Below are 17,561 nucleotides of genomic sequence, written 5' to 3' on the forward strand. Positions count from 1 at the left end.
CACCGATGAACATGATTCTTCCCGTCACGGAGGAACTCGGCCGCTCGCGGCCGCTCGCCAAGCGCGAGGCCCCGACCTGGACGCTGCCGCTCGACCAGATCCTGATGGGCGACTGCATCACCGAGATGGCGCGCCTGCCGGCCAAGTCGGTCGACATGATCTTCGCCGACCCGCCCTACAATCTCCAGCTCGGCGGCGAGCTGTTCCGCCCCGAGGGCGGGCGCGTGGATGCCTGCGACGACGACTGGGACAAGTTCGACAGCCTGGCCGCCTATGACGATTTCACCCGCGAGTGGCTTGCGGAGGCGCGGCGGATCCTCAAGGACAACGGCACGATCTGGGTCATCGGCAGCTACCACAACATCTACCGCGTCGGCTCGCTGCTGCAGGATGCCGACTTCTGGATCCTCAACGACATCGTCTGGCGCAAGGCCAACCCGATGCCTAACTTCCGCGGCACCCGCTTCACCAATGCGCACGAGACCCTGCTGTGGTGCGCCAAGGACGAGAAGGCCCGCTACACCTTCAACTATCGCGCGATGAAGGCGCTGAACGACGACCTGCAGATGCGGTCGGACTGGGTGCTGCCGATCTGCTCGGGCGGGGAGCGGGTGAAGGGCAACGACGGCGGCAAGGCACATCCGACGCAAAAGCCGGAGGCGCTGCTCTACCGGATTCTGCTCGCCTGCACCAAGCCGGGCGACGTGGTGCTCGACCCCTTCTTCGGGACCGGGACGACCGGCGCGGTGGCGCGCCGGCTCCAGCGGCGGTGGATCGGGATCGAGCGCGAGCGGGCCTATGTGAAGGTTGCCTCCGAACGCATCGCCTCGACCCTGCCGCTGGACGAAAGCGCCATGCAGACCGTTGCCGACAAGCGCAGTCAGCCGCGCGTTGCCTTCGGTCTGCTGGTCGAGAGCGGGATGGTGCCGCCGGGCGCTACGCTGACCGATTCCAAGCGGCGCTGGACGGCCAGCGTGCGGGCCGACGGCAGCCTGGCATGCGCAGAGCATTCGGGCTCGATCCACAAGGTCGGTGCCGCGCTTCAGGGCGCGCCAAGCTGCAACGGATGGACGTTCTGGCATGTCGAGCAGGACGGTGCGCTGGTCGTCATCGACGCGCTTCGGCAGAAGCATCTCGCCGGCCTCTAAGTGCGCACGCTGATCCGGCCGACGGGCTTCGTCGATTCACCCTTCGGCCACGACGGCAAGGTCGCGCGGCTCGCCGGCGGTCTGAACTGGTTCGGCAGCGTCGAGCTGGTCACCGTCGAGGGAGGACGCCGAGCGGCCTCGGAGCTGGTCCCAGTCGAAGGTCTCGAGGCGCGCCTTAAGGCCGACACGGCGGCGCAATGGGCGGCACTCACCGCCGTCCGGGCGCCGCTCCGGCTCGGCGAGCGGGTGGTGCGGCTGGACCAGCCGCAGGTCATGGCGATCGTCAACGCCACGCCCGACAGCTTTTCCGACGGCGGCCAATTCGCTTCTCCCGCAGAGGCAGCCAGCGCGGGAGCCGACCTCGCGGCGGCCGGCGCGGCGATCGTTGATGTCGGCGGCGAAAGCACGCGGCCCGGCGCCAAGCCCGTCTGGGAAGGCGACGAGATCGAGCGGATTGTTCCCATCGTCCGGCAGCTCGCGACGAGCGGCGCGGCAGTGTCGATCGACACGCGCAAGTCGGCGGTGATGGAAGCGGCCCTCGGGGCGGGCGCGCGGATGGTCAACGACGTGTCGGGCTTGACCTGGGACGAGCGCTCCGCGGGGATCGTCGCGGCCGCCGGGGTGCCGGTGGCGATCATGCATCATCAGGGTGACCCGCAGACGATGCAGGACGCGCCGCGCTACGGCGACGTCGTGGTCGAGGTGTACGACTGGCTGGCCGTGCGGATTGGGGCGGCGGAGGCGGCGGGCATCGCTCGTTCGAACATCCTCGTCGATCCCGGCATCGGCTTCGGCAAGACGGTCGCGCACAATCTCGAGCTCATCAACAATCTTGCGCTGTTCCATTCGCTCGGCTGCCCACTCCTGTTCGGGGCCAGTCGCAAGCGGACCATCGGGGCGCTGTCCGGGGAGGCGCCGGCAGACCGCCGGGTGGCGGGCAGTATCGCGTTCGCGCTCAAGGCGGTGGAGCAGGGCGCCCAGATCGTCCGGGTGCACGACGTGTTCGAGACGGTCCAGGCGCTGCGAGTCTGGCGGGGCCTGCGCGACCAGGCGCTGACCCCGCGCTGACCTCGGCCTATTGGCATTCGGCCGCGACCTCTTTGGTTCGGCCGGCACCTGGTCCTGCCCCGAGGTCCGCACCGGTTGTGGGATCCTCGCTGCTGTTCGACCGGGTCCGGGTCGCCGCCGCCTTGAGGTCGTCCATTTCGTCGCTGGCAAGCTGCACGCTGGCAACTCCGTCGCCGCCATCGACCGGAAGGCTCTTGGTCAGATCGTCGATGCGGTCCCACTGGGGCCCGCTGTTCCACGGACCAGTCGCATCGCCCTCACCCTGCGAGGTGTTCACGTAGACGCTGGCGTAGCGATCGTCGCCCGGCAGCTTGCCCGGCGGGAAGTTGTTCTCGATGGAGTAGAGTGCCTTCTCGAAGCTTTTCTGGTGCGCGACCTCGCGGGTCATCAGAAAGTTGAGGGCGTCCTTCACGCCCGGGTCGTCGGTGATGTTGATCAGCCGCTCGTAGACGATCTTGGCCCGCGCCTCCGCGGCGATGTTGGAGCGAAGGTCGACCGTCGGCTCGCCGCGAGTGTCGATGTAATGTCCGTTGAAGGGGACACCCGCCGAATTCACGAACGCCGGGCCGCCGCCGTAGAGGATCGACTCCGTGTGGCTGATCCCGCCTCCGTTGATCTCGCGGTAGAGTTCCGCTTCCTCCATCGTACCCTCGGTCATCGAGGCCTTGGCGCCCTTGCAGAGCATGGCGACGATCGAACCGATCACTTCGAGGTGGCTGAGTTCCTCGGTGGCAATGTCCATCAGCATGTCCTTGCGCCTGGGGTCGTCTTCCGAGAGACCCTGACTGAAGTAGCGCATGGCCGCCGCCAGCTCCCCGTCAGGACCGCCGAACTGTTCGAGCATGAAGGTGCCGAGGACCGGATCCGGTTCGTTGACGCGGACGGTATATTGAAGCTTCTTGTTGTGGATGAACATCGGGGGACGCTCCAGGGAGGAGCTCAACCTACGTCCCGCAACCGCCGCACGTTGCCTCAGGAGGCGGCCAGAGGAACATGCGGCGCGACGTTGCGCACATCGAACGAGGTCGCCGCTGACATAGGTTAGCGGCTGTCCTCCTAAAGCGAGTAGCCGCCGTCGCTGACTAGGACCGCGCCGGTGATCGTCGCCGCCGCATCCGAGAGCAGGAAGAGGATCTGCGCCGCGATCTCCTCCGCCGTGGCGTAGCGGCCGAGCGGTGTCGCCATGCGCGCCATCTCGTCGAAGGCGGCGCTCCGGCCGACCTCGGCTGCGCGCTGGGCGAACATCGGGACCGAGTCCCAGATCGGCGTCTCGACCCCGCCGGGCGCGACGGCGTTGACCCGGACACCGCGCGGTGCGCCTTCCTTGGCGGCGACCCTGGCGAGCTGGATCGCACCGGCCTTGGAAGCGGCATAGGCAGCGATACCGGGTTCCGCCTTCACCCCGGCAGCGGAGGCGACCACGACCGCCGAGCCGCCGTCGACCAGCGAGCGCATCGCCGCTCGAAGCGTCAGGAAGGCGCCGTCGAGGTTGACGCCGAGAATGCGGCGCCATTCGGCGTAATCGAGGCCGACGATCGGGGCTGCGCCGGCGACACCGGCGCAGACCAGTGCATGATCGAGCGGGCCGAGCTCGACCTTCTCCCACAGCGCCTCGTCCGCAACGTCTCCCCGATGATGTCGGCCGGGCAGGTCGATGGGCTCGCGGTCGACCAGCAGCAGCTCGGCGCCCTCGATGTGGAGGCGTTCGGCGACGGCGCGGCCGATTCCGGAGGCCGCGCCTGTGATCAGGACGCGCTTGCCGGCGAAGCTCATGGCCGCAGCGCCACGATCATCGGGCCAATCGCGGCAAAGGCGTCGCGGCGGCCGTGTTCGGGCACCCACAGGGAGCTCACCGAGCCGTCGAGGTACAAGGCATCGCGGCAATGGAGCGCCTGCTGGAAAAAGCGCGCGAACTTGCCCATCGACACCTCGTCGTCGCTCATGACGAATACCGGTCGACCATCCGGCCCGATGCCCACGCCGTTGCGCACGTAGCGGGACGGGCTGTCCGCCGAGAAGCGCGGGTTGATCGCGCCCGCGACGACCAGCATCGGTCCGGACTGGGTGGCGAAGCGGATATTCGGCGACGGTTGGAACTCGGCGGAGGTCACCACCGCGGCCTTACCGTCGTCGCGCACGAGAAAGACGCCGTTGGGCATCACATGAAAATTGCCGCCACCCTTTCGCCGATTGAGCTCGGCGAGGGTGCGGTGATCCTCGACGTAGAGGCCGATGGGCTCGTTCGCATGGCCGAACATGCCGGCGTTCATCGCGAAGGCGACCCGCTCCGCCTGCGCGCCGAGCGCCTGCTCCAGCGCCACGAAGCCGCGGAACGGTCGGCCCTGGCGATCGGCCCAGCGGGTCTCAATCCGCAGGTCGCCGGCCGGGCACACGCTGAACCGGCTGCCCTCGAACAGCTGCTGCGAGCAGGGGCCGTCGGCGAGCGCCTGGGAACCGGGCGCCGGTGCGGGCTCGCCCCGCCGGCACGCGGCGAGCAGCACCAGCAGGGCGAGCACCAGCTTCATGCTAGCGGCGTCGGGCGGCGCTCTGGCGGCGAATCGGCGCGAACTCGCTGCTGGGCTTCCAGCTCGGCCAGATGCGGCTGTTCGCAAGCCGGGCGCCGATCCGGTACATCATGTCGACCTCCTGCGCGGCGCCGCCGAGGTTCCAGCTTGCGCTCCACTCGTCGCAGGTCTGGTGGTAGCAGTTGCCCGTGTAGTCGGCGAGCCACTTGGCACCGGCGGGACGTCCGCCGTCGACCAGGTCATATTCGCCCGCCAGCGCCATCGTCAGCAGCGTCGGTACGCCCCGCTTGGCGAAGCTGAAATGATCGGCCCGGTAGAAGAGGCCGCGCTCGGGATGGCTCTCGACAGTGACGCTGCGGCCCTGCTTGCGGGCTTCCTCGGCCATCATGTCCTCGAGGCTGTCCTGCCCGCGGCCGATCACCACGGTGTCGCGGGTCGGCCCGGCGAACTGGAGCGTGTCCAGCGTGAGGTTCGCCGCCATCGTCTCGTGCGGGAAGAGCGGGTGACGGGCGTAGTATTCGCTGCCGAGCAGGCCGCGCTCCTCGCCAGTCCAGGCGGCGAACAGGACGGTGCGCTGCGGCCTGGGACCGGCTCTGAACATCCGGGCGATCTCGAGCATGCCGGCAAGGCCGAGCCCGTCGTCGGCGGCCCCGGGGCGGATCGTCCGGCCCTGCGCATCGGGCTTGCCGACGCCATAGGCATCCCAGTGGCCGCCATAACTGACCGTCTCCGCGGGGAAGCGGCTGCCGCGAATCTGGCCGAGCACGTTCTGGCTAGTGAGATGGGTGAGCTCGACCGCGCTGTCCGCGCTCAGCGTCGCGTGCAGGTCGATCGGCCGGAAGGCGGAAGTCCGCGCCTGCCGCTTTAGCGTGTCGTAATCGAGCCCGGCACGTCGGAACATCGCCTCCGCGACCGGGCGCTGGATCCAGCCCTGAAGCAGGACCGGTTGCTGCGCTCCTGCCGGCAGGACGATGTTGTAGTTCTCGCCGCCGCTGCTCTGGACGACGTTCCAGCCGTAGCCCGCGCCGCCGGTCTCGTGAACGATCAGGGCGCCGATCGCCCCGCGCCGTGCGGCTTCCTCATATTTGTAGGTCCAGCGGCCGTAGTAGGTCATCGTCGGACCGCCGAACTTGCCGGCCACCGGCTCGCCCGGCTTCGCTTCGTAGTCGGGGTCGTTGACGAGGATGACCGCGACCTTGCCGCGAAGGTCCGCGCCCTTGAAGTCGTCCCAGCCGCGCTCCGGCGCGCTCACGCCATAGCCGACGAAGACTAGCGGGGCGGCTGCGATCCGCGCCTGGTCTACCGCCTTCTGGGTGGAGACGTAGACATCGTCGGGAAAGCGCAGGGGAACGGTCTGGCCGTCCTGCGCGATGCTCATCCGGACATTCTGGAGCCGGGTGCGGATCATCGGCACCTTTTGGGTCCAACCGCCATTCTCGCCCGCGGGCTGGAGCCCCGCGGCGCGGAACTGTTCAATCAGATAGGGGATCGTCTTCGCTTCCCCCGGCGTCCCCGGCGCGCGGCCCTCGAACGCCTCGGAGGCGAGCGTCCGGGTGATCTCGGACATCCTGGCGGTGTTCACCGCGGGAGCGGCGGAGGGAGCAGCGGCGGCGGGGACCGATGCGGCGGCGAGAAGCAGAACCAGGGACTTGCGCATCGTTCCTCAGTGACGCGGGAGAGCGCCCGCGTCCAGCCGGAACCGCCGCTCAGGCTGCGCTGTCGATCCCCAGTTCGCTGAGCTTGCGGTACAGCGTCGAGCGACCGATCCCGAGCCGGCGCGCGACCTCGGTCATGCGGCCGCGGTAGTGGCCGATGGCGAGGCGGATGAGGTCGGCCTCGATTTCCTCCAGGCTGCGGAGATGGCCGTCGGCGCGGAACACGGTGATCGGCGAGGCGCCCAACGCCGCCTGGCTGGTGACCTTGCTCAATTCCGGAGCGAAATCGCCCGCCCGTCCGGAAAAACGGGACTGGATGGCGATGTGCGGGAAATCGTGCGCGGTGAGCGCCGACCCGGTGCATTGCAGCGCGGCGCGGAACAGCACGCCGGAGAGCTGCCGGACGTTGCCGGGCCAGCCGTAGCGCATCAGCACCGCAAGTCCGTCATTGCCGATCGACAGCTCGGTCATTCCCGGTTCGCTGGCGAAGCGGGCTAGGAAATGCCTGACCAGTGCGGGAATGTCCCCGCTCCGATCGCGCAGCGGCGGAACGGCGACGATCGTCGACTTGAGTCGCTCGGCAAGACCCGGGTCGAAGTCCGACGGCAGTTCTCCGCTGGCAGTGGCGATGACCCGGACGTCGACGCTGTTGCTGCCGTTGCAGCCGACCGGACGGACTTCGCCGGTCGCCAACACGCGGTCGAGGCGCTGCTGAGTTTCGAGCGGGAGGGAACCGACCTCGTCGAGGAGGAGCGTTCCGCCGTCGCACTGGACCAGCGCGCCGACCTTCTCGTCGAAGGCACCGGGGAAGGCGCCGGCGACATGCCCGAAGAGTTCCGAATCGATGATGTTGGGGGCGATCGCCTTGCAATCGACCTGGCGGACCGGACCACGGGCGCGGGGGCTGGCGGCATGTACCGCGCGCGCGATCGTCTCGCGGCCAGTACCTGCTTCGCCGACGATCAGCAGCGGGAGGCGGCTGCGCGCCGCCTTCGCGGCGACCGCGAGTGCGGCGCGGAAGTCCGGCGCGGCGCCGACCAGCTGCTCGAGCGGCAGCGGCGAGGAAATCTTCTCCGAGATCGGGACGAGCTCGCCGGCTGGCCGGCGGCGGTCCGAGTTGACGGTCAGCGCCTCCAGCAGCCGCTCCGGCGCGACCGGTCGGATCAGGAAGTCGGTGGCGCCCGCGCGCATCGCTTCGACCGCGCGCCCGACGCTGTTGCCGTCGGCAAGCACGATGATCGGGAGGTTGGGCCGAGTCGCGCGCAGGGCCGCGATGCTCCGCGGACCATCGTGCGGGTCCCATGCGCCGATGATGGCGGCACGGACATCCTGTCCCTGCGGGCCGCGCAGCAGCTCGGCCGCACTATCGGGGCAGGAGGCGCCCAGCGTGCTCCACCCCGCCCGGCTGGCGGTGGCGGACACGCGGCGGCGCTCGCCGGCGTCGGCGTCGAGCAGGAGCAGCGATCGAACGGTCTCAGGGCGCATGGAGTGTCCTTTCGGCGCAGGCAACCATAAGCGCGACGAGTGAAAAGGCGGTTAAAGCCTCCGGTGCGGTTGCGCAGGGCTTCCGCTCCCGCAGCTTTGCTTGCTAGGAAGCGGCAAAATTGCATCAACAGGAGGGCAGCCGATGGCAGCCGACACGCACAGCAGCACCACCGAACCCGCCTCGAGCGACATGAAGGCCCATGTCCGGAACTACGAGGGGTTCACCAAGGTCGTGAAATATGGCGCCATCATCGTTTTCGTGATTGCGATGGCTGTCGTCTTCATCATCGCGAACTGACATGAAGATCGCCGTTCTCAAGGAAAGCGGGGGCGAGCCGCGGGTCGCGGCCATCCCTGAGACGGTGAAGAAATTCGTCGGGCTTGGCGCCAGCGTCGTGATCGAGGCAGGGGCCGGACAGGGCGCCGCGATCAGCGACGCCGACTTCGAAGCGGCGGGCGCCAGCCTGGCGAGCCGCGCCGACGCATTGACCGGGGCCGACTTTATCCTAGGCATCAACGGGCCCGAGCCCGCCAGCCTTGCCGGGGCACGCAGCGGCACGCGGCTCGTCGCGGCGCTCGATCCGTTTCGCCGGCGCAGCGACATCGAGGCCTATTCTGCGGCCGGGCTGGAAGCTTTGGCGATGGAGTGGATGCCGCGCATCACCCGCGCCCAGTCGATGGATATCCTGTCCTCCCAGTCCAACCTCGCCGGCTACAAGGCGGTGGTCGACGGTGCCTCGCTCTACGGCAGGGCATTCCCGATGATGATGACCGCGGCAGGCACCGTCAGTCCGGCGCGGGTGTTCGTGATGGGGGTTGGCGTTGCCGGCCTGCAGGCCATCGCCACCGCCAAGCGGCTTGGCGCGCAGGTCAGCGCGACTGACGTACGCTCGGCCACCAAGGAGCAGATCCAGTCACTCGGTGCCAAGCCGATCTTCGTCGAGAATGCGGCGGGGATCGAAGGCGAGGGGCAGGGCGGCTACGCGGGCGAGACCAGCGAGGAATATCGCCGCGCCCAGGCCGAGCTCGTCTCCGGCCATCTCGCCAAGCAGGACATCGTCGTCACCACCGCGCTCATCCCGGGCAAGCCGGCGCCGCGGCTGATCAGCGATCAGCAGATCGCTTCGATGCGGCCGGGTTCGGTGATCGTCGATCTTGCGGCGAGCGCGGGCGGGAACGTCGAGGGCACGGTCGACGGGCAGACGGTCGAGCGGCACGGCGTCAAGATCGTCGGCGCGTCGAACCTCGCCGCGACGCTGGCGTCCGATGCGTCGGCGCTGTTCGCCCGCAACTTGTTCAACTTCCTGTCCGCCTATTGGGACAAGGAGCAGGGCGGCCCCGTCCTCCCCGACGAGGACGAGATCGTGAAGGCGATCCGGGTCACCCACGGCGGCAGGATCGTCAGCGAGCGGCTCGCCGCCTAGCGTCGTGACGGCCACCGCCGACATCCTGGTGGTCGGCGGCGGGATCGCCGGTGTCTCGGCTGCGGCCGAACTGGCGCGCGAGGCCAAAGTCATTCTGCTGGAAGGGGAAAACGCACTCGGCTTCCACAGCAGCGGTCGAAGCGCGGCGATGCTCCATTACGCGCTCGGCAATCCGCTCGTTCGCAAGCTCACGCAGGCGAGCCGCGACCATTTTGCCAGTCCGCCGGACGGATTCGAGAAGCTCGCGGAGCCGCGTGCGCTCCTGATCTTCGCGCGCGAAGACGAGCTCGACGGACTGGCCACGCTGCGGGCCGACCTGGCTCCTTTCGCCGAGATCGAGGATCTCGACGAGGCGGGATTGCACCAGTTGTGCCCAGCGCTCCGCATCGGTGGGGACGACGCGGTGGCGGGTTTTGCTGATCATGGCGCACTGCGGCTCGATCCCCACGCATTGCTGTATGGCTATGCCGGATGGCTTCGGCGTCGCAGCGGGACGATCGCCTCCGATGCCAGGGTCGCCACCATCGCGCGGCAGGGCAGCGGCTGGGTGGTGACGACCGAGCGGGGCGAGCGCTTCACGGCGCCCCTGCTCGTGAACGCTGGAGGGGCGTGGGCCGACCATATCGCTGCGCTGGCCGGTGTGCGGTCCATCAGGCTCGAGCCGAGGCGGCGAACGATCATCACCTTCGATCCGCCCGAGGGGCTCGACGGGCGCGATTGGCCGTTCGCCAAGACGGTCGGCGACGAACTCTACTTCGCGCCGGAGGGCGGCCGTCTGTTCGCGTCCCCGATCGACGAGGTTCCGACCGACGCCTGCGACTCGCAAGCCGACGAACATGAGGTGGCGCTCGCCGCGGCCCGGGTTGAGGAGCGAACCTTGCTGAAGGTGCAACGGGTGGTGCACCGCTGGGCTGGCCTGCGCAGCTTCTCGCCCGATCGCATGCCGGTCGTCGGGTTCGATCCCGACGATCCGGCCTTCCTGTGGCTGGCCGGGCAGGGCGGCTTCGGCATCCAGACCGCCCCGGTTATGGCGCGGATCGCGGCGGCGCTGGTCAGCGGCACCGGATGGCCCGTCGCGTCAGTGACGCCGGACGAGCTAAGGCCCGGACGCTTCCGGTAGCCGGCACACGTCCACCCAGCGCGCGCCAGCGATCTCGGCCAGTCGTTCCGGGGCGACCTCCACCGAGCTGGTTCGCGAGCCGGCGGCAGGGAACACGGTCGCGAATCTCCGCAGGCTGACGTCGCATAGGATCTCGAGCGCGCTCGCCAGCGCGAACGGGCAGACGCCGCCGACGGGGTGACCCGTGACCGCGTGGGTTTCCTCCGGGTCGAGCATGCGGGGCCGGGTCCCACAGATGTCCTTGAACTTGCGGTTGTCGAGCCGCGCGTCGCCGCGGGTCACGAGCAGGAGCACGCGCTCGCCCGCCCGCACCGCCAGGCTCTTGGCGACCCGCGCCGGTTCGATCCCCAGCGCCGCGGCGGCATCGTCGACCGTGGCGGTGCTGGCGTGGCCACCGATGATACGAAGCTCGGGCGCATGGATCCGCAGCCAGGCCGCGACCCGGTCGCTCATTCGCCGATTAGGTGGAGCGCCACCTGCCGTCGCTGCGGGCCGCGGCGGTGCTCGAACAGGTAGACGCCCTGCCATGTCCCGAGTGCCAGTTCGCCATCGATCACGGGGATGGCGAGGCTCGTCTGGGTTAGCATGGCCCGGAGATGCGCGGGCATGTCGTCGGGACCTTCGTCGTCATGCTCATAGCCATCGCCTTCCGGAGCCAGTCGGGCAAGGCCACGCTCAAGGTCGCGCCGGGCAGATGGGGAAGCATTCTCCTGGACGAGCAGAGAGGCGGAGGTGTGGCGGCAGAAGAGGGTAAGCAGCCCGGTACGGACGGCTTGCTGGCGGAGCCACTCGGTCACCGCGCCGGTGACGTCGTGAAGGCCGGGGCGGTGCGGCTACAGACACAGGAGGTGGACGGCTTGCCGCATGGGAGCGCCGTAGCAAGCTCCGTCACCGAGACAAGCAGGCGGTTGGCCACAAACGGAAACAGGCCGCGAAACGCTTCGCAGCCTGTCAACGGACGCGAGCCATGGCTCCGTCGATCTGAGCCGCGGGCCGCCGAAGCGGCCCACGGCGAGCCAATTAGGCGGTGCCGCCGGCGCCGCTGCCGCCCGAACCGATCAGCCAATTCCAGATGTTGAAGCGCTTCTTCATGACAAACCCCTGTCTCGGACGAATTCGTTTCGTCGGCGCTCATATTAACCCTAATCGATATGGTTATCAAACAATAACGACATTGCACCTCGGAGCGGAAACGACGCCAAAGCTTGCTAATTGGTTAACGGCTGCGCGACCAAACGAAACATGAAGCGGTCACGAGCAGCGCTTAGGCTGCGCGGCGGCGGCGTTCCCCGACGAGTCGCTGAATCAATTCTCGCGGCGCCATTGGTCGACCGACCACGAAGCCCTGGGCCATGTCACAGCCCAGTTCGCTCAACATCTCGAGCGTGGCTTGATCCTCGACGCCCTCGGCAAGCACCGTTCGGCCGAGCGAGTGAGCTAGACTGATCGTCGATTGAACCATGAGGCGGTCGCTTCGGGAAAGGCGCATGGCTTTGATGAAGCTCTGGTCGATCTTCAGCTCAGTCGCCGGGATCTTCTTGAGATAATCTAGCGTGGACAATCCGGTGCCATAATCATCGATGGCCAAGCGAACGCCAAGCGCCCTCAGCGTGTCCAGCACGGCGAGATCGCGGCCATTTTCGTCGAGCGCAGCCGTTTCGGTCAGCTCGAGCGTTAGTCGTTGAGGTGGCAAGCCGTGCCGGCGCAGCACTTCTTCGATCATGCGCGGCAGGTCAGGGTCGGCCAGCATGCGTGCCGACAGGTTTACCGCGATGCCGAAGTGAATGCCGCGCTGATTGACAGAGGCGGCAAGGGCTACGGACCGGTTGAGAACGAATAGCGTCAGCTTCGCAATACGATCCTGCTGTTCCGCAGCGGCGATGAACTCGCTGGGGGAGATCGGACCCTTATCAGGGTGGGTCCAGCGGGCCAGCGCCTCAGCGCCAAGTGTGTCCCCGCCGTTGATTCGAACTTGGGGCTGGAAGGCCACCCAGACCTCGCCATTGTCGATCGCCGCATCGAGCTGGCTCAGCAGGGAGAGGCGCCAAGTTGCCTCCTCCTGTCGGGCAGGATCGTGATACTTCCAGCGTAGTCCCTCGGCCCAAGCCTCATCGGCAGCGACCAAGGCACTGCCGAAGCGATTGGTTAGGGCGCGTCCACTGCCCAGTTCGACACCGAAGCTGATTGCAACGTCAAACGACCCGCCGCCTGCGTTCACCGGCTGGCGAAACAGGGAATGGAGCGCTTCCAGATGGTTGCCAACCGGAGCGCCGCTGTCGGTGAACCAGCCGAAGATGCCTTCATCGCCTTGGAAGATCTGGCGTTCCTCATGTCCGACCGTCAGGCGCTTGATGATCTGCGTGATGAATTCCATCTCGGCTTCCCGCGGCATGGCGGACACCACTTCCGCGAAATTCTGCACGCGCGCGGCGATCATGGGCCGCGCTTGATCCTGAGGACTGGCGCGGAGTGCCTCCAGATTTGGGAGGCCGGTGCGGATGTTCGTCAGGCCACGTTCGCGGAACTTCCGCCACGCAAACCAGGCGGAGCAGACAGTCAGCAAGAACAAGGCGGGGACGATCTCGGCCGCAACGGCGAGCCGGTCGAGTAGGAAGCCGCCGCCGATCACGCCGGCGAAGCCCGCCGGGATCAACCAGGCGATGCGTCGCGGCCTGAGGAGCGCAGCAGCGATTACGAGCGATGCCAAAAGCCACGCCGGCAGCCAGCCAACGGCGGCCGGCGGGCCCTTCAGCAGTGTCTCGGCACCGAGAATGTGGACGAGGGCTCCCGGCATGCGGTCGTGACCGGGGATCAGATAGGAGTCGCCGATGCGTTCGGCAGCCGGACCGATAATGGCAACGCGGTTCCTGAAGAAGTCGGCACGCACTCGACCGGAAAGGACGTCGCTCGCGGAAACCGTGGGGATCGTCGCAGGATCGATCGAATAATCCACGCGATAGGGCGGTCCGTCCCCGAGCCTGCCGCTCATGGCCGCTGAGAAACTCGGCACCCGTTCGCCGTTCACCAAGGCGGAGCGATCGATCGACCAGACGGCACCGAGGAAATCATACTCGACCCAGATCCAGCCAGTTTTCGCGTATCGCCGGAACTCCTTGTACGGGAGTGCAAGGGTCTTGGTGCCGCTTTGGTGATCGGAGGAGTATCGTGCGGGAAGCCAAATCTTGCCGGACTTCTTCAGCGCATTGCTGAACGCGAGATCATCCTGCGCGGTGCTGGGACCGATCGGCATTACATCCTGGAAGATCCTCGCGGGCCCGAGGTCATCGACTTTCGACAGCAGGCGGGCCTGAAGCCTCCGCGACCAAGGCCAAGCCCCTTCGTCCGAGAGACTTTTGTCGTCGATCGCCACAAACACGAACTGTCCGCTGGCCGGCTGCTGGCGGACGTAGTTCCGAAGTCCCCAAAGGCCGACTTCGAGCGGGTAACCAATCTGCAGGGCGCCAAACGCCAGGCTCAGCAGCACCATCCACGCGAAATTGCGCAGCGGGAAGCGCCGCTTGGGCAGGGTCGACGAAGATGGCTCCGAGCGCATTCCATCCTTTCTTTCGGCCTGCCGCATTAACCGTCAAAAGGTTAGGAATTCGGAAACCGCGCTCCCGTTGACGAGGCTTTACGAACCCGGAATGAAAACATTTGACGGCTGTCCTTGGCCGCAACTTGTGCCAAGGTGGTGTTGTGTGCGGGGGATCGGCCAAGCCGACGCGATGACGACGGCGGCACGCTGGCCTTCGTACCGGTGCGACGGGTCGCGACGGATCATCCGTCCGAAACGCCGGAGGGAAGGGCGCTGATGGATTTCATCTCGATTTTGTCGATCTTCGTGCTGGCCTGCTTTGTCGGCTATTACGTGGTCTGGTCGGTGACCCCGGCGCTCCATACCCCGTTGATGGCCGTCACCAACGCCATCTCGTCGGTCATCATCGTCGGCGCCCTGATCGCGGCGGCGGCGAGCGGAAGCGCGTCGGCCAAGTGGCTCGGCCTGCTCGCGGTGACGCTCGCCTCGGTGAACATCTTCGGCGGCTTCGCCGTCACCCAGCGCATGCTGGCGATGTACAAGAAGAAGGATCGCTCGGGGGACAAGGCCCATGGCTGAGGCCGCCGCGCACGCCCAGCCGTCCTGGGTCCTTCTCGCCTATCTGATTGCGGGCGTCTGCTTCATCCTCGCGCTGCGCGGTCTTTCGAGCCCGGAGAGCAGCCAGCGCGGCAACCGTCTCGGCATGATCGGCATGGCGATCGCGGTCGGGACGACGCTCGCCGTCCATCAGATCACCTCGCTGCCGGAAATCGCAATCGCGATCGCCATCGGCGCCGCGATCGGCCTCGTCACTGCGCGGCGGATCCAGATGACGGCGATGCCGCAGCTCGTCGCCGCCTTCCACAGCCTCGTCGGCCTGGCCGCCGTCCTTGTCGGCGCCGCCGCCTTCCTCAACCCCGAGGCGTTCGGGATCGCGGTCCGCATCACGCCCATCGCCAGCCCGTCCTTCATCTCGATCCTGCCCGTCAGCCGGATTGAGATGGGCCTCGGCGTCGCGATCGGCGCGATCACCTTCTCGGGCTCGGTGATCGCCTTCCTAAAATTGAACGGCAACATGAGCGGATCGCCGATCCTGCTGCCGGGACGGCACATCATCAACCTCGGCACGCTCGCCGCCATCGTCGGGCTGATCGCCTACTTCACCCAAGACCAGGCGCCGTGGGTGTTCTTCACCGTCATGGCGCTCTCCTTCGCGATCGGCTTCCTGCTGATCATCCCGATTGGCGGGGCCGACATGCCGGTCGTGGTGTCGATGCTGAACAGCTATTCCGGCTGGGCCGCGGCGGCGATGGGGTTCACGCTGCACAATTCGGCGATGATCATCACCGGCGCGCTGGTCGGAAGCTCGGGCGCGATCCTCAGCTACATCATGTGTCGGGCGATGAACCGAAGCTTCATTTCGGTGATCGCCGGCGGGTTCGGCGCGGTCTCGGGGCCGAGCGGCGGCGGCGAGGCGATCGACCGTCCCTACAAGCGCGGCTCGGCCGAAGACGCCGCCTTCCTGATGAGCCAGGCCGACCAGGTCATCATCGTTCCGGGCTACGGCATGGCGGTGGCCCAGGCGCAGCATGCCCTGAGGGAGATGGGCGACCTCCTCAAGAAGGAAGGGGTGCGGGTCAAATATGCCATCCACCCCGTCGCCGGCCGGATGCCGGGACATATGAACGTGCTGCTGGCCGAGGCCAACGTCCCCTACGACGAGGTCTTCGAGCTGGAGGACATCAACTCGGAATTCGCGCAGACCGACGTCGCCTTCGTGATCGGCGCCAACGACGTCACCAACCCGGCGGCCAAGACCGACAAGTCGTCGCCGATCTACGGCATGCCGGTGCTCGATGTCGAAAAGGCGCGAACCGTGCTGTTCATCAAGCGCTCGATGGGCGGGGTGGGCTACGCCGGCGTCGACAATGAGCTCTTCTACCGCGACAACACGATGATGCTGCTCGCCGATGCCAAGAAGATGGTCGAGGAAATCGTCAAGGCGCTGGGCTAGCCGGCTGGCCCGCGCCTGAAAGCGACGGCTCGAGCTGACCTGATCCGGAACGCGGGCGTAACGCTCCGTCGCCGCGCTGCAACAGGTCGGCGTTGCGGCGTTTATTATTGTTCCTGCCGCTTGCCCGCTCGCTTGGATTGAGAGACAAAGGTGGAACGGCGGCGCCGCAAGCGCCTCTTTCGACAGACGTTTCTGGGTTGAAGCCCCCAGCCCGCGCACGCGCCGGCCGGTGGGCTGCGGGTGGAAGGATCGACAGTGAAGAAGCTGGGCATCATCGGCGGGATCAGCTGGGCCTCGACCGCGATGTACTATGAACAGATCAACCGCGCGGTCACGCAGCGGCTGGGCGGATTGCACAGCGCGAGCATCGTGATGGAAAGCTTCGATCTCGCCACGGTCGCGGCGCTGCAGCAGCGCGAGGACTGGGTCGCGATGGACCAGCAGTTCGGCAGCGCGGCGCGGCGGCTCAAGGATGCCGGCGCGGAAGGGCTGATCATCTGCTCAAACACCGGCCACCGCGCCTATGACGCGGTCAGCGAGGCCGCCGCTATCCCCGTGCTTCATATCGCCGACGCGACGGCCGAGCGGATCGCCCGCGACGGCGTCCAGCGGGCAGCGCTGCTCGGCACCCGGTTCACCATGAGCCAAGGCTTCGTCCGCGAGCGGCTCGAGCAGCGCGGGGTTCAGCTGGCGCAGCTCGATCCGGCGTGGATGGCCGAGATCGACCGCATCATCTACGAGGAACTGGCCGCGGGGCGGGTGGTGCGCGACAGCCAGCGCAAGCTGAAGACACTGATCACCGAGCTGCAGAAGAAGAAGGTTCAGGCGGTGATCCTGGGCTGCACCGAACTGGTGCTTGCCGTCGACACCCGCGCCAACGTCCTGCCGGTTTACGACACCACGGCGATCCACGCCAAGGCGGCGGCGGAATGGATGCTCGCCGACGAGGAAGAGGCGCGGGCGGCCGCCTAGACGGCGACGGCGATGGCGGTGATCACCAGCGTGGCGCCATCTGGCAGGTCGACCTCGTCGCCGACCTCCGCTTCCAGCATTGCGCGGGCGAGCGGCGCGGTGAAGGCGATGCGGTCGGTCGCGGGTTCGCTTTCGTCATGGCCGACGATCTCCAGCGTCCGCGCCCGCCCGTCGCGCTCGAAGGTCACTCGCGTGCCGATCGCGACGGTCTCTCCGCTTGGTGCCGGGGCGAGCTGCGCGCTGGCGAGCCGCTGACGCCAGTAGCGGGCGTCGCGCAGGACCGCCTTGCGGTCCTCGTCGCCGAGGTCGGTCGCGAGCGCCGCCTCGAGCATCGCCGCTCGCTCTTCGATCAGCCGCAGCCCGCCCGGGGTGACAAGGTTGGGACCGGGCGGGATCGGCAGCTCGAACCGCGGCTCGAGATGCTCGTCGTCGCTTTCGCGGCGGAAGGCGACGCTCATGGCAGAGAAAGCCCGTTTTGCATGAGAAGCTGAATAGCCGACCGGTTCCGTCCCGGAAAGCAAATGAGCGCTTCAGCTGGGAAGCGGATGTCAGGGATGTAGGTTCTCGGCATCAACAACGAGCGACATTCCACCCTGCCACCATTAGATTACGGCG

General features: G+C 67.4%; 16 protein-coding genes and 1 pseudogene. 8 read left to right on the forward strand and 9 right to left on the reverse strand.

Going from position 1 to position 17,561, the window contains the following annotated elements:
- The first annotated feature begins 11 nt into the window (after positions 1-11).
- Together HMF7854_RS07950 and folP are read left to right on the forward strand one after the other, a co-directional pair.
- Positions 12-1,148: a site-specific DNA-methyltransferase gene (locus HMF7854_RS07950; RefSeq protein ID WP_275402018.1), complete on the forward strand. Its 1,137-nt coding sequence runs from the start codon at positions 12-14 to the stop codon at positions 1,146-1,148.
- Positions 1,149-2,216, forward strand: a complete 1,068-nt coding sequence (gene folP, locus HMF7854_RS07955; protein ID WP_126718611.1) for a dihydropteroate synthase — start codon at positions 1,149-1,151, stop codon at positions 2,214-2,216.
- A gap of 7 nt (positions 2,217-2,223) precedes the next feature.
- Here the strand turns inward: folP and HMF7854_RS07960 are convergent, their stop codons facing one another.
- The 5 genes from HMF7854_RS07960 to HMF7854_RS07980 form a co-directional block, all read right to left on the reverse strand.
- The gene (locus HMF7854_RS07960) at positions 2,224-3,132 is read right to left on the reverse strand and encodes a manganese catalase family protein (RefSeq protein ID WP_126718612.1); all 909 of its coding nucleotides are present in this window, start codon (positions 3,130-3,132) and stop codon (positions 2,224-2,226) included.
- Positions 3,133-3,272: 140 nt separating this feature from the next.
- Positions 3,273-3,989 (reverse strand): SDR family NAD(P)-dependent oxidoreductase, encoded by a 717-nt coding sequence (locus HMF7854_RS07965; RefSeq protein WP_126718613.1) that lies wholly within the window; start codon positions 3,987-3,989, stop codon positions 3,273-3,275.
- The gene (locus HMF7854_RS07970) at positions 3,986-4,717 is read right to left on the reverse strand and encodes a phosphodiester glycosidase family protein (RefSeq protein WP_185829205.1); all 732 of its coding nucleotides are present in this window, start codon (positions 4,715-4,717) and stop codon (positions 3,986-3,988) included. The genes HMF7854_RS07965 and HMF7854_RS07970 overlap by 4 nt, the downstream gene beginning before the upstream one ends.
- Positions 4,718-4,742: 25 nt before the next feature.
- Positions 4,743-6,398 (reverse strand): M28 family metallopeptidase, encoded by a 1,656-nt coding sequence (locus HMF7854_RS07975; RefSeq protein WP_126718615.1) that lies wholly within the window; start codon positions 6,396-6,398, stop codon positions 4,743-4,745.
- 49 nt (positions 6,399-6,447) lie between these two features.
- Positions 6,448-7,881, reverse strand: coding sequence for a sigma-54-dependent transcriptional regulator (locus tag HMF7854_RS07980; protein WP_126718616.1), 1,434 nt, complete (start codon positions 7,879-7,881; stop codon positions 6,448-6,450).
- A gap of 142 nt (positions 7,882-8,023) precedes the next feature.
- Here HMF7854_RS07980 and HMF7854_RS07985 point away from each other — a divergent pair, with 142 nt between their 5' ends.
- From HMF7854_RS07985 to HMF7854_RS07995, 3 genes are read left to right on the forward strand one after another with little or no spacing between them, the layout of a single operon-like run.
- A complete protein-coding gene (locus tag HMF7854_RS07985) occupies positions 8,024-8,179 on the forward strand; it encodes an aa3-type cytochrome c oxidase subunit IV (protein WP_126718617.1) in 156 nt (51 codons plus the stop codon).
- A gap of 1 nt (position 8,180) precedes the next feature.
- The gene (locus tag HMF7854_RS07990) at positions 8,181-9,305 is read left to right on the forward strand and encodes an NAD(P) transhydrogenase subunit alpha (RefSeq protein ID WP_126718618.1); all 1,125 of its coding nucleotides are present in this window, start codon (positions 8,181-8,183) and stop codon (positions 9,303-9,305) included.
- Between the two features lie 4 nt (positions 9,306-9,309).
- The gene (locus HMF7854_RS07995) at positions 9,310-10,425 is read left to right on the forward strand and encodes an NAD(P)/FAD-dependent oxidoreductase (RefSeq protein ID WP_126718619.1); all 1,116 of its coding nucleotides are present in this window, start codon (positions 9,310-9,312) and stop codon (positions 10,423-10,425) included.
- Here HMF7854_RS07995 and HMF7854_RS08000 read toward each other — a convergent pair.
- From HMF7854_RS08000 to HMF7854_RS08010, 3 genes and pseudogenes are all read right to left on the reverse strand, one after another.
- On the reverse strand, positions 10,402-10,878 hold the full coding sequence (locus HMF7854_RS08000) for a YbaK/EbsC family protein (RefSeq protein ID WP_126718620.1): 477 nt from the start codon (positions 10,876-10,878) through the stop codon (positions 10,402-10,404). The genes HMF7854_RS07995 and HMF7854_RS08000 overlap by 24 nt on opposite strands.
- Positions 10,875-11,246 (reverse strand): annotated as a pseudogene (locus HMF7854_RS08005) (secondary thiamine-phosphate synthase enzyme YjbQ); the annotation flags it as partial. The pseudogene HMF7854_RS08005 and the gene HMF7854_RS08000, both read right to left, overlap by 4 nt.
- A gap of 443 nt (positions 11,247-11,689) precedes the next feature.
- Complete coding sequence (locus tag HMF7854_RS08010) at positions 11,690-14,005, reverse strand: EAL domain-containing protein (RefSeq protein ID WP_126718622.1); 2,316 nt, start codon at positions 14,003-14,005, stop codon at positions 11,690-11,692.
- Positions 14,006-14,236: 231 nt separating this feature from the next.
- On the opposite strand from HMF7854_RS08010, the gene HMF7854_RS08015 reads away from it, so the two are divergent.
- From HMF7854_RS08015 to HMF7854_RS08025, 3 genes are all read left to right on the forward strand, one after another.
- Entirely contained in the window at positions 14,237-14,539 is a 303-nt protein-coding gene (locus tag HMF7854_RS08015) for an NAD(P) transhydrogenase subunit alpha part 2 (RefSeq protein ID WP_126718623.1), read from the forward strand.
- On the forward strand, positions 14,532-15,974 hold the full coding sequence (locus HMF7854_RS08020; protein ID WP_126718624.1) for an NAD(P)(+) transhydrogenase (Re/Si-specific) subunit beta: 1,443 nt from the start codon (positions 14,532-14,534) through the stop codon (positions 15,972-15,974). Before HMF7854_RS08015 ends, HMF7854_RS08020 begins: the two co-directional genes overlap by 8 nt.
- 255 nt (positions 15,975-16,229) lie before the next feature.
- Complete coding sequence (locus HMF7854_RS08025) at positions 16,230-16,946, forward strand: aspartate/glutamate racemase family protein (RefSeq protein WP_126718625.1); 717 nt, start codon at positions 16,230-16,232, stop codon at positions 16,944-16,946.
- On the opposite strand, the gene HMF7854_RS08030 is transcribed toward HMF7854_RS08025, so the two are convergent.
- A complete protein-coding gene (locus HMF7854_RS08030; protein ID WP_126718626.1) occupies positions 16,943-17,404 on the reverse strand; it encodes a GreA/GreB family elongation factor in 462 nt (153 codons plus the stop codon). The two genes, HMF7854_RS08025 and HMF7854_RS08030, sit on opposite strands and share 4 nt — an antisense overlap.
- Positions 17,405-17,561 lie beyond the last annotated feature (157 nt).

The organism is Sphingomonas ginkgonis (genome assembly GCF_003970925.1).
Classification (GTDB): domain Bacteria; phylum Pseudomonadota; class Alphaproteobacteria; order Sphingomonadales; family Sphingomonadaceae; genus Sphingomicrobium; species Sphingomicrobium ginkgonis.

Bases quoted from the DNA above. Each gene is read 5' to 3' on its own strand.
- HMF7854_RS07985 (WP_126718617.1), top strand. From the start codon at position 8,024: ATGGCAGCCGACACGCACAGCAGCACCACCGAACCCGCCTCGAGCGAC.
- HMF7854_RS07990 (WP_126718618.1), top strand. From the start codon at position 8,181: ATGAAGATCGCCGTTCTCAAGGAAAGCGGGGGCGAGCCGCGGGTCGCG.
- HMF7854_RS08015 (WP_126718623.1), top strand. From the start codon at position 14,237: ATGGATTTCATCTCGATTTTGTCGATCTTCGTGCTGGCCTGCTTTGTC.
- HMF7854_RS07950 (WP_275402018.1), top strand. From the start codon at position 12: ATGATTCTTCCCGTCACGGAGGAACTCGGCCGCTCGCGGCCGCTCGCC.
- HMF7854_RS08010 (WP_126718622.1), bottom strand. From the start codon at position 14,005: ATGCGGCAGGCCGAAAGAAAGGATGGAATGCGCTCGGAGCCATCTTCG.
- HMF7854_RS07975 (WP_126718615.1), bottom strand. From the start codon at position 6,398: ATGCGCAAGTCCCTGGTTCTGCTTCTCGCCGCCGCATCGGTCCCCGCC.
- HMF7854_RS07965 (WP_126718613.1), bottom strand. From the start codon at position 3,989: ATGAGCTTCGCCGGCAAGCGCGTCCTGATCACAGGCGCGGCCTCCGGA.
- HMF7854_RS07960 (WP_126718612.1), bottom strand. From the start codon at position 3,132: ATGTTCATCCACAACAAGAAGCTTCAATATACCGTCCGCGTCAACGAA.
- HMF7854_RS08020 (WP_126718624.1), top strand. From the start codon at position 14,532: ATGGCTGAGGCCGCCGCGCACGCCCAGCCGTCCTGGGTCCTTCTCGCC.
- HMF7854_RS08030 (WP_126718626.1), bottom strand. From the start codon at position 17,404: ATGAGCGTCGCCTTCCGCCGCGAAAGCGACGACGAGCATCTCGAGCCG.
- HMF7854_RS08000 (WP_126718620.1), bottom strand. From the start codon at position 10,878: ATGAGCGACCGGGTCGCGGCCTGGCTGCGGATCCATGCGCCCGAGCTT.
- HMF7854_RS07980 (WP_126718616.1), bottom strand. From the start codon at position 7,881: ATGCGCCCTGAGACCGTTCGATCGCTGCTCCTGCTCGACGCCGACGCC.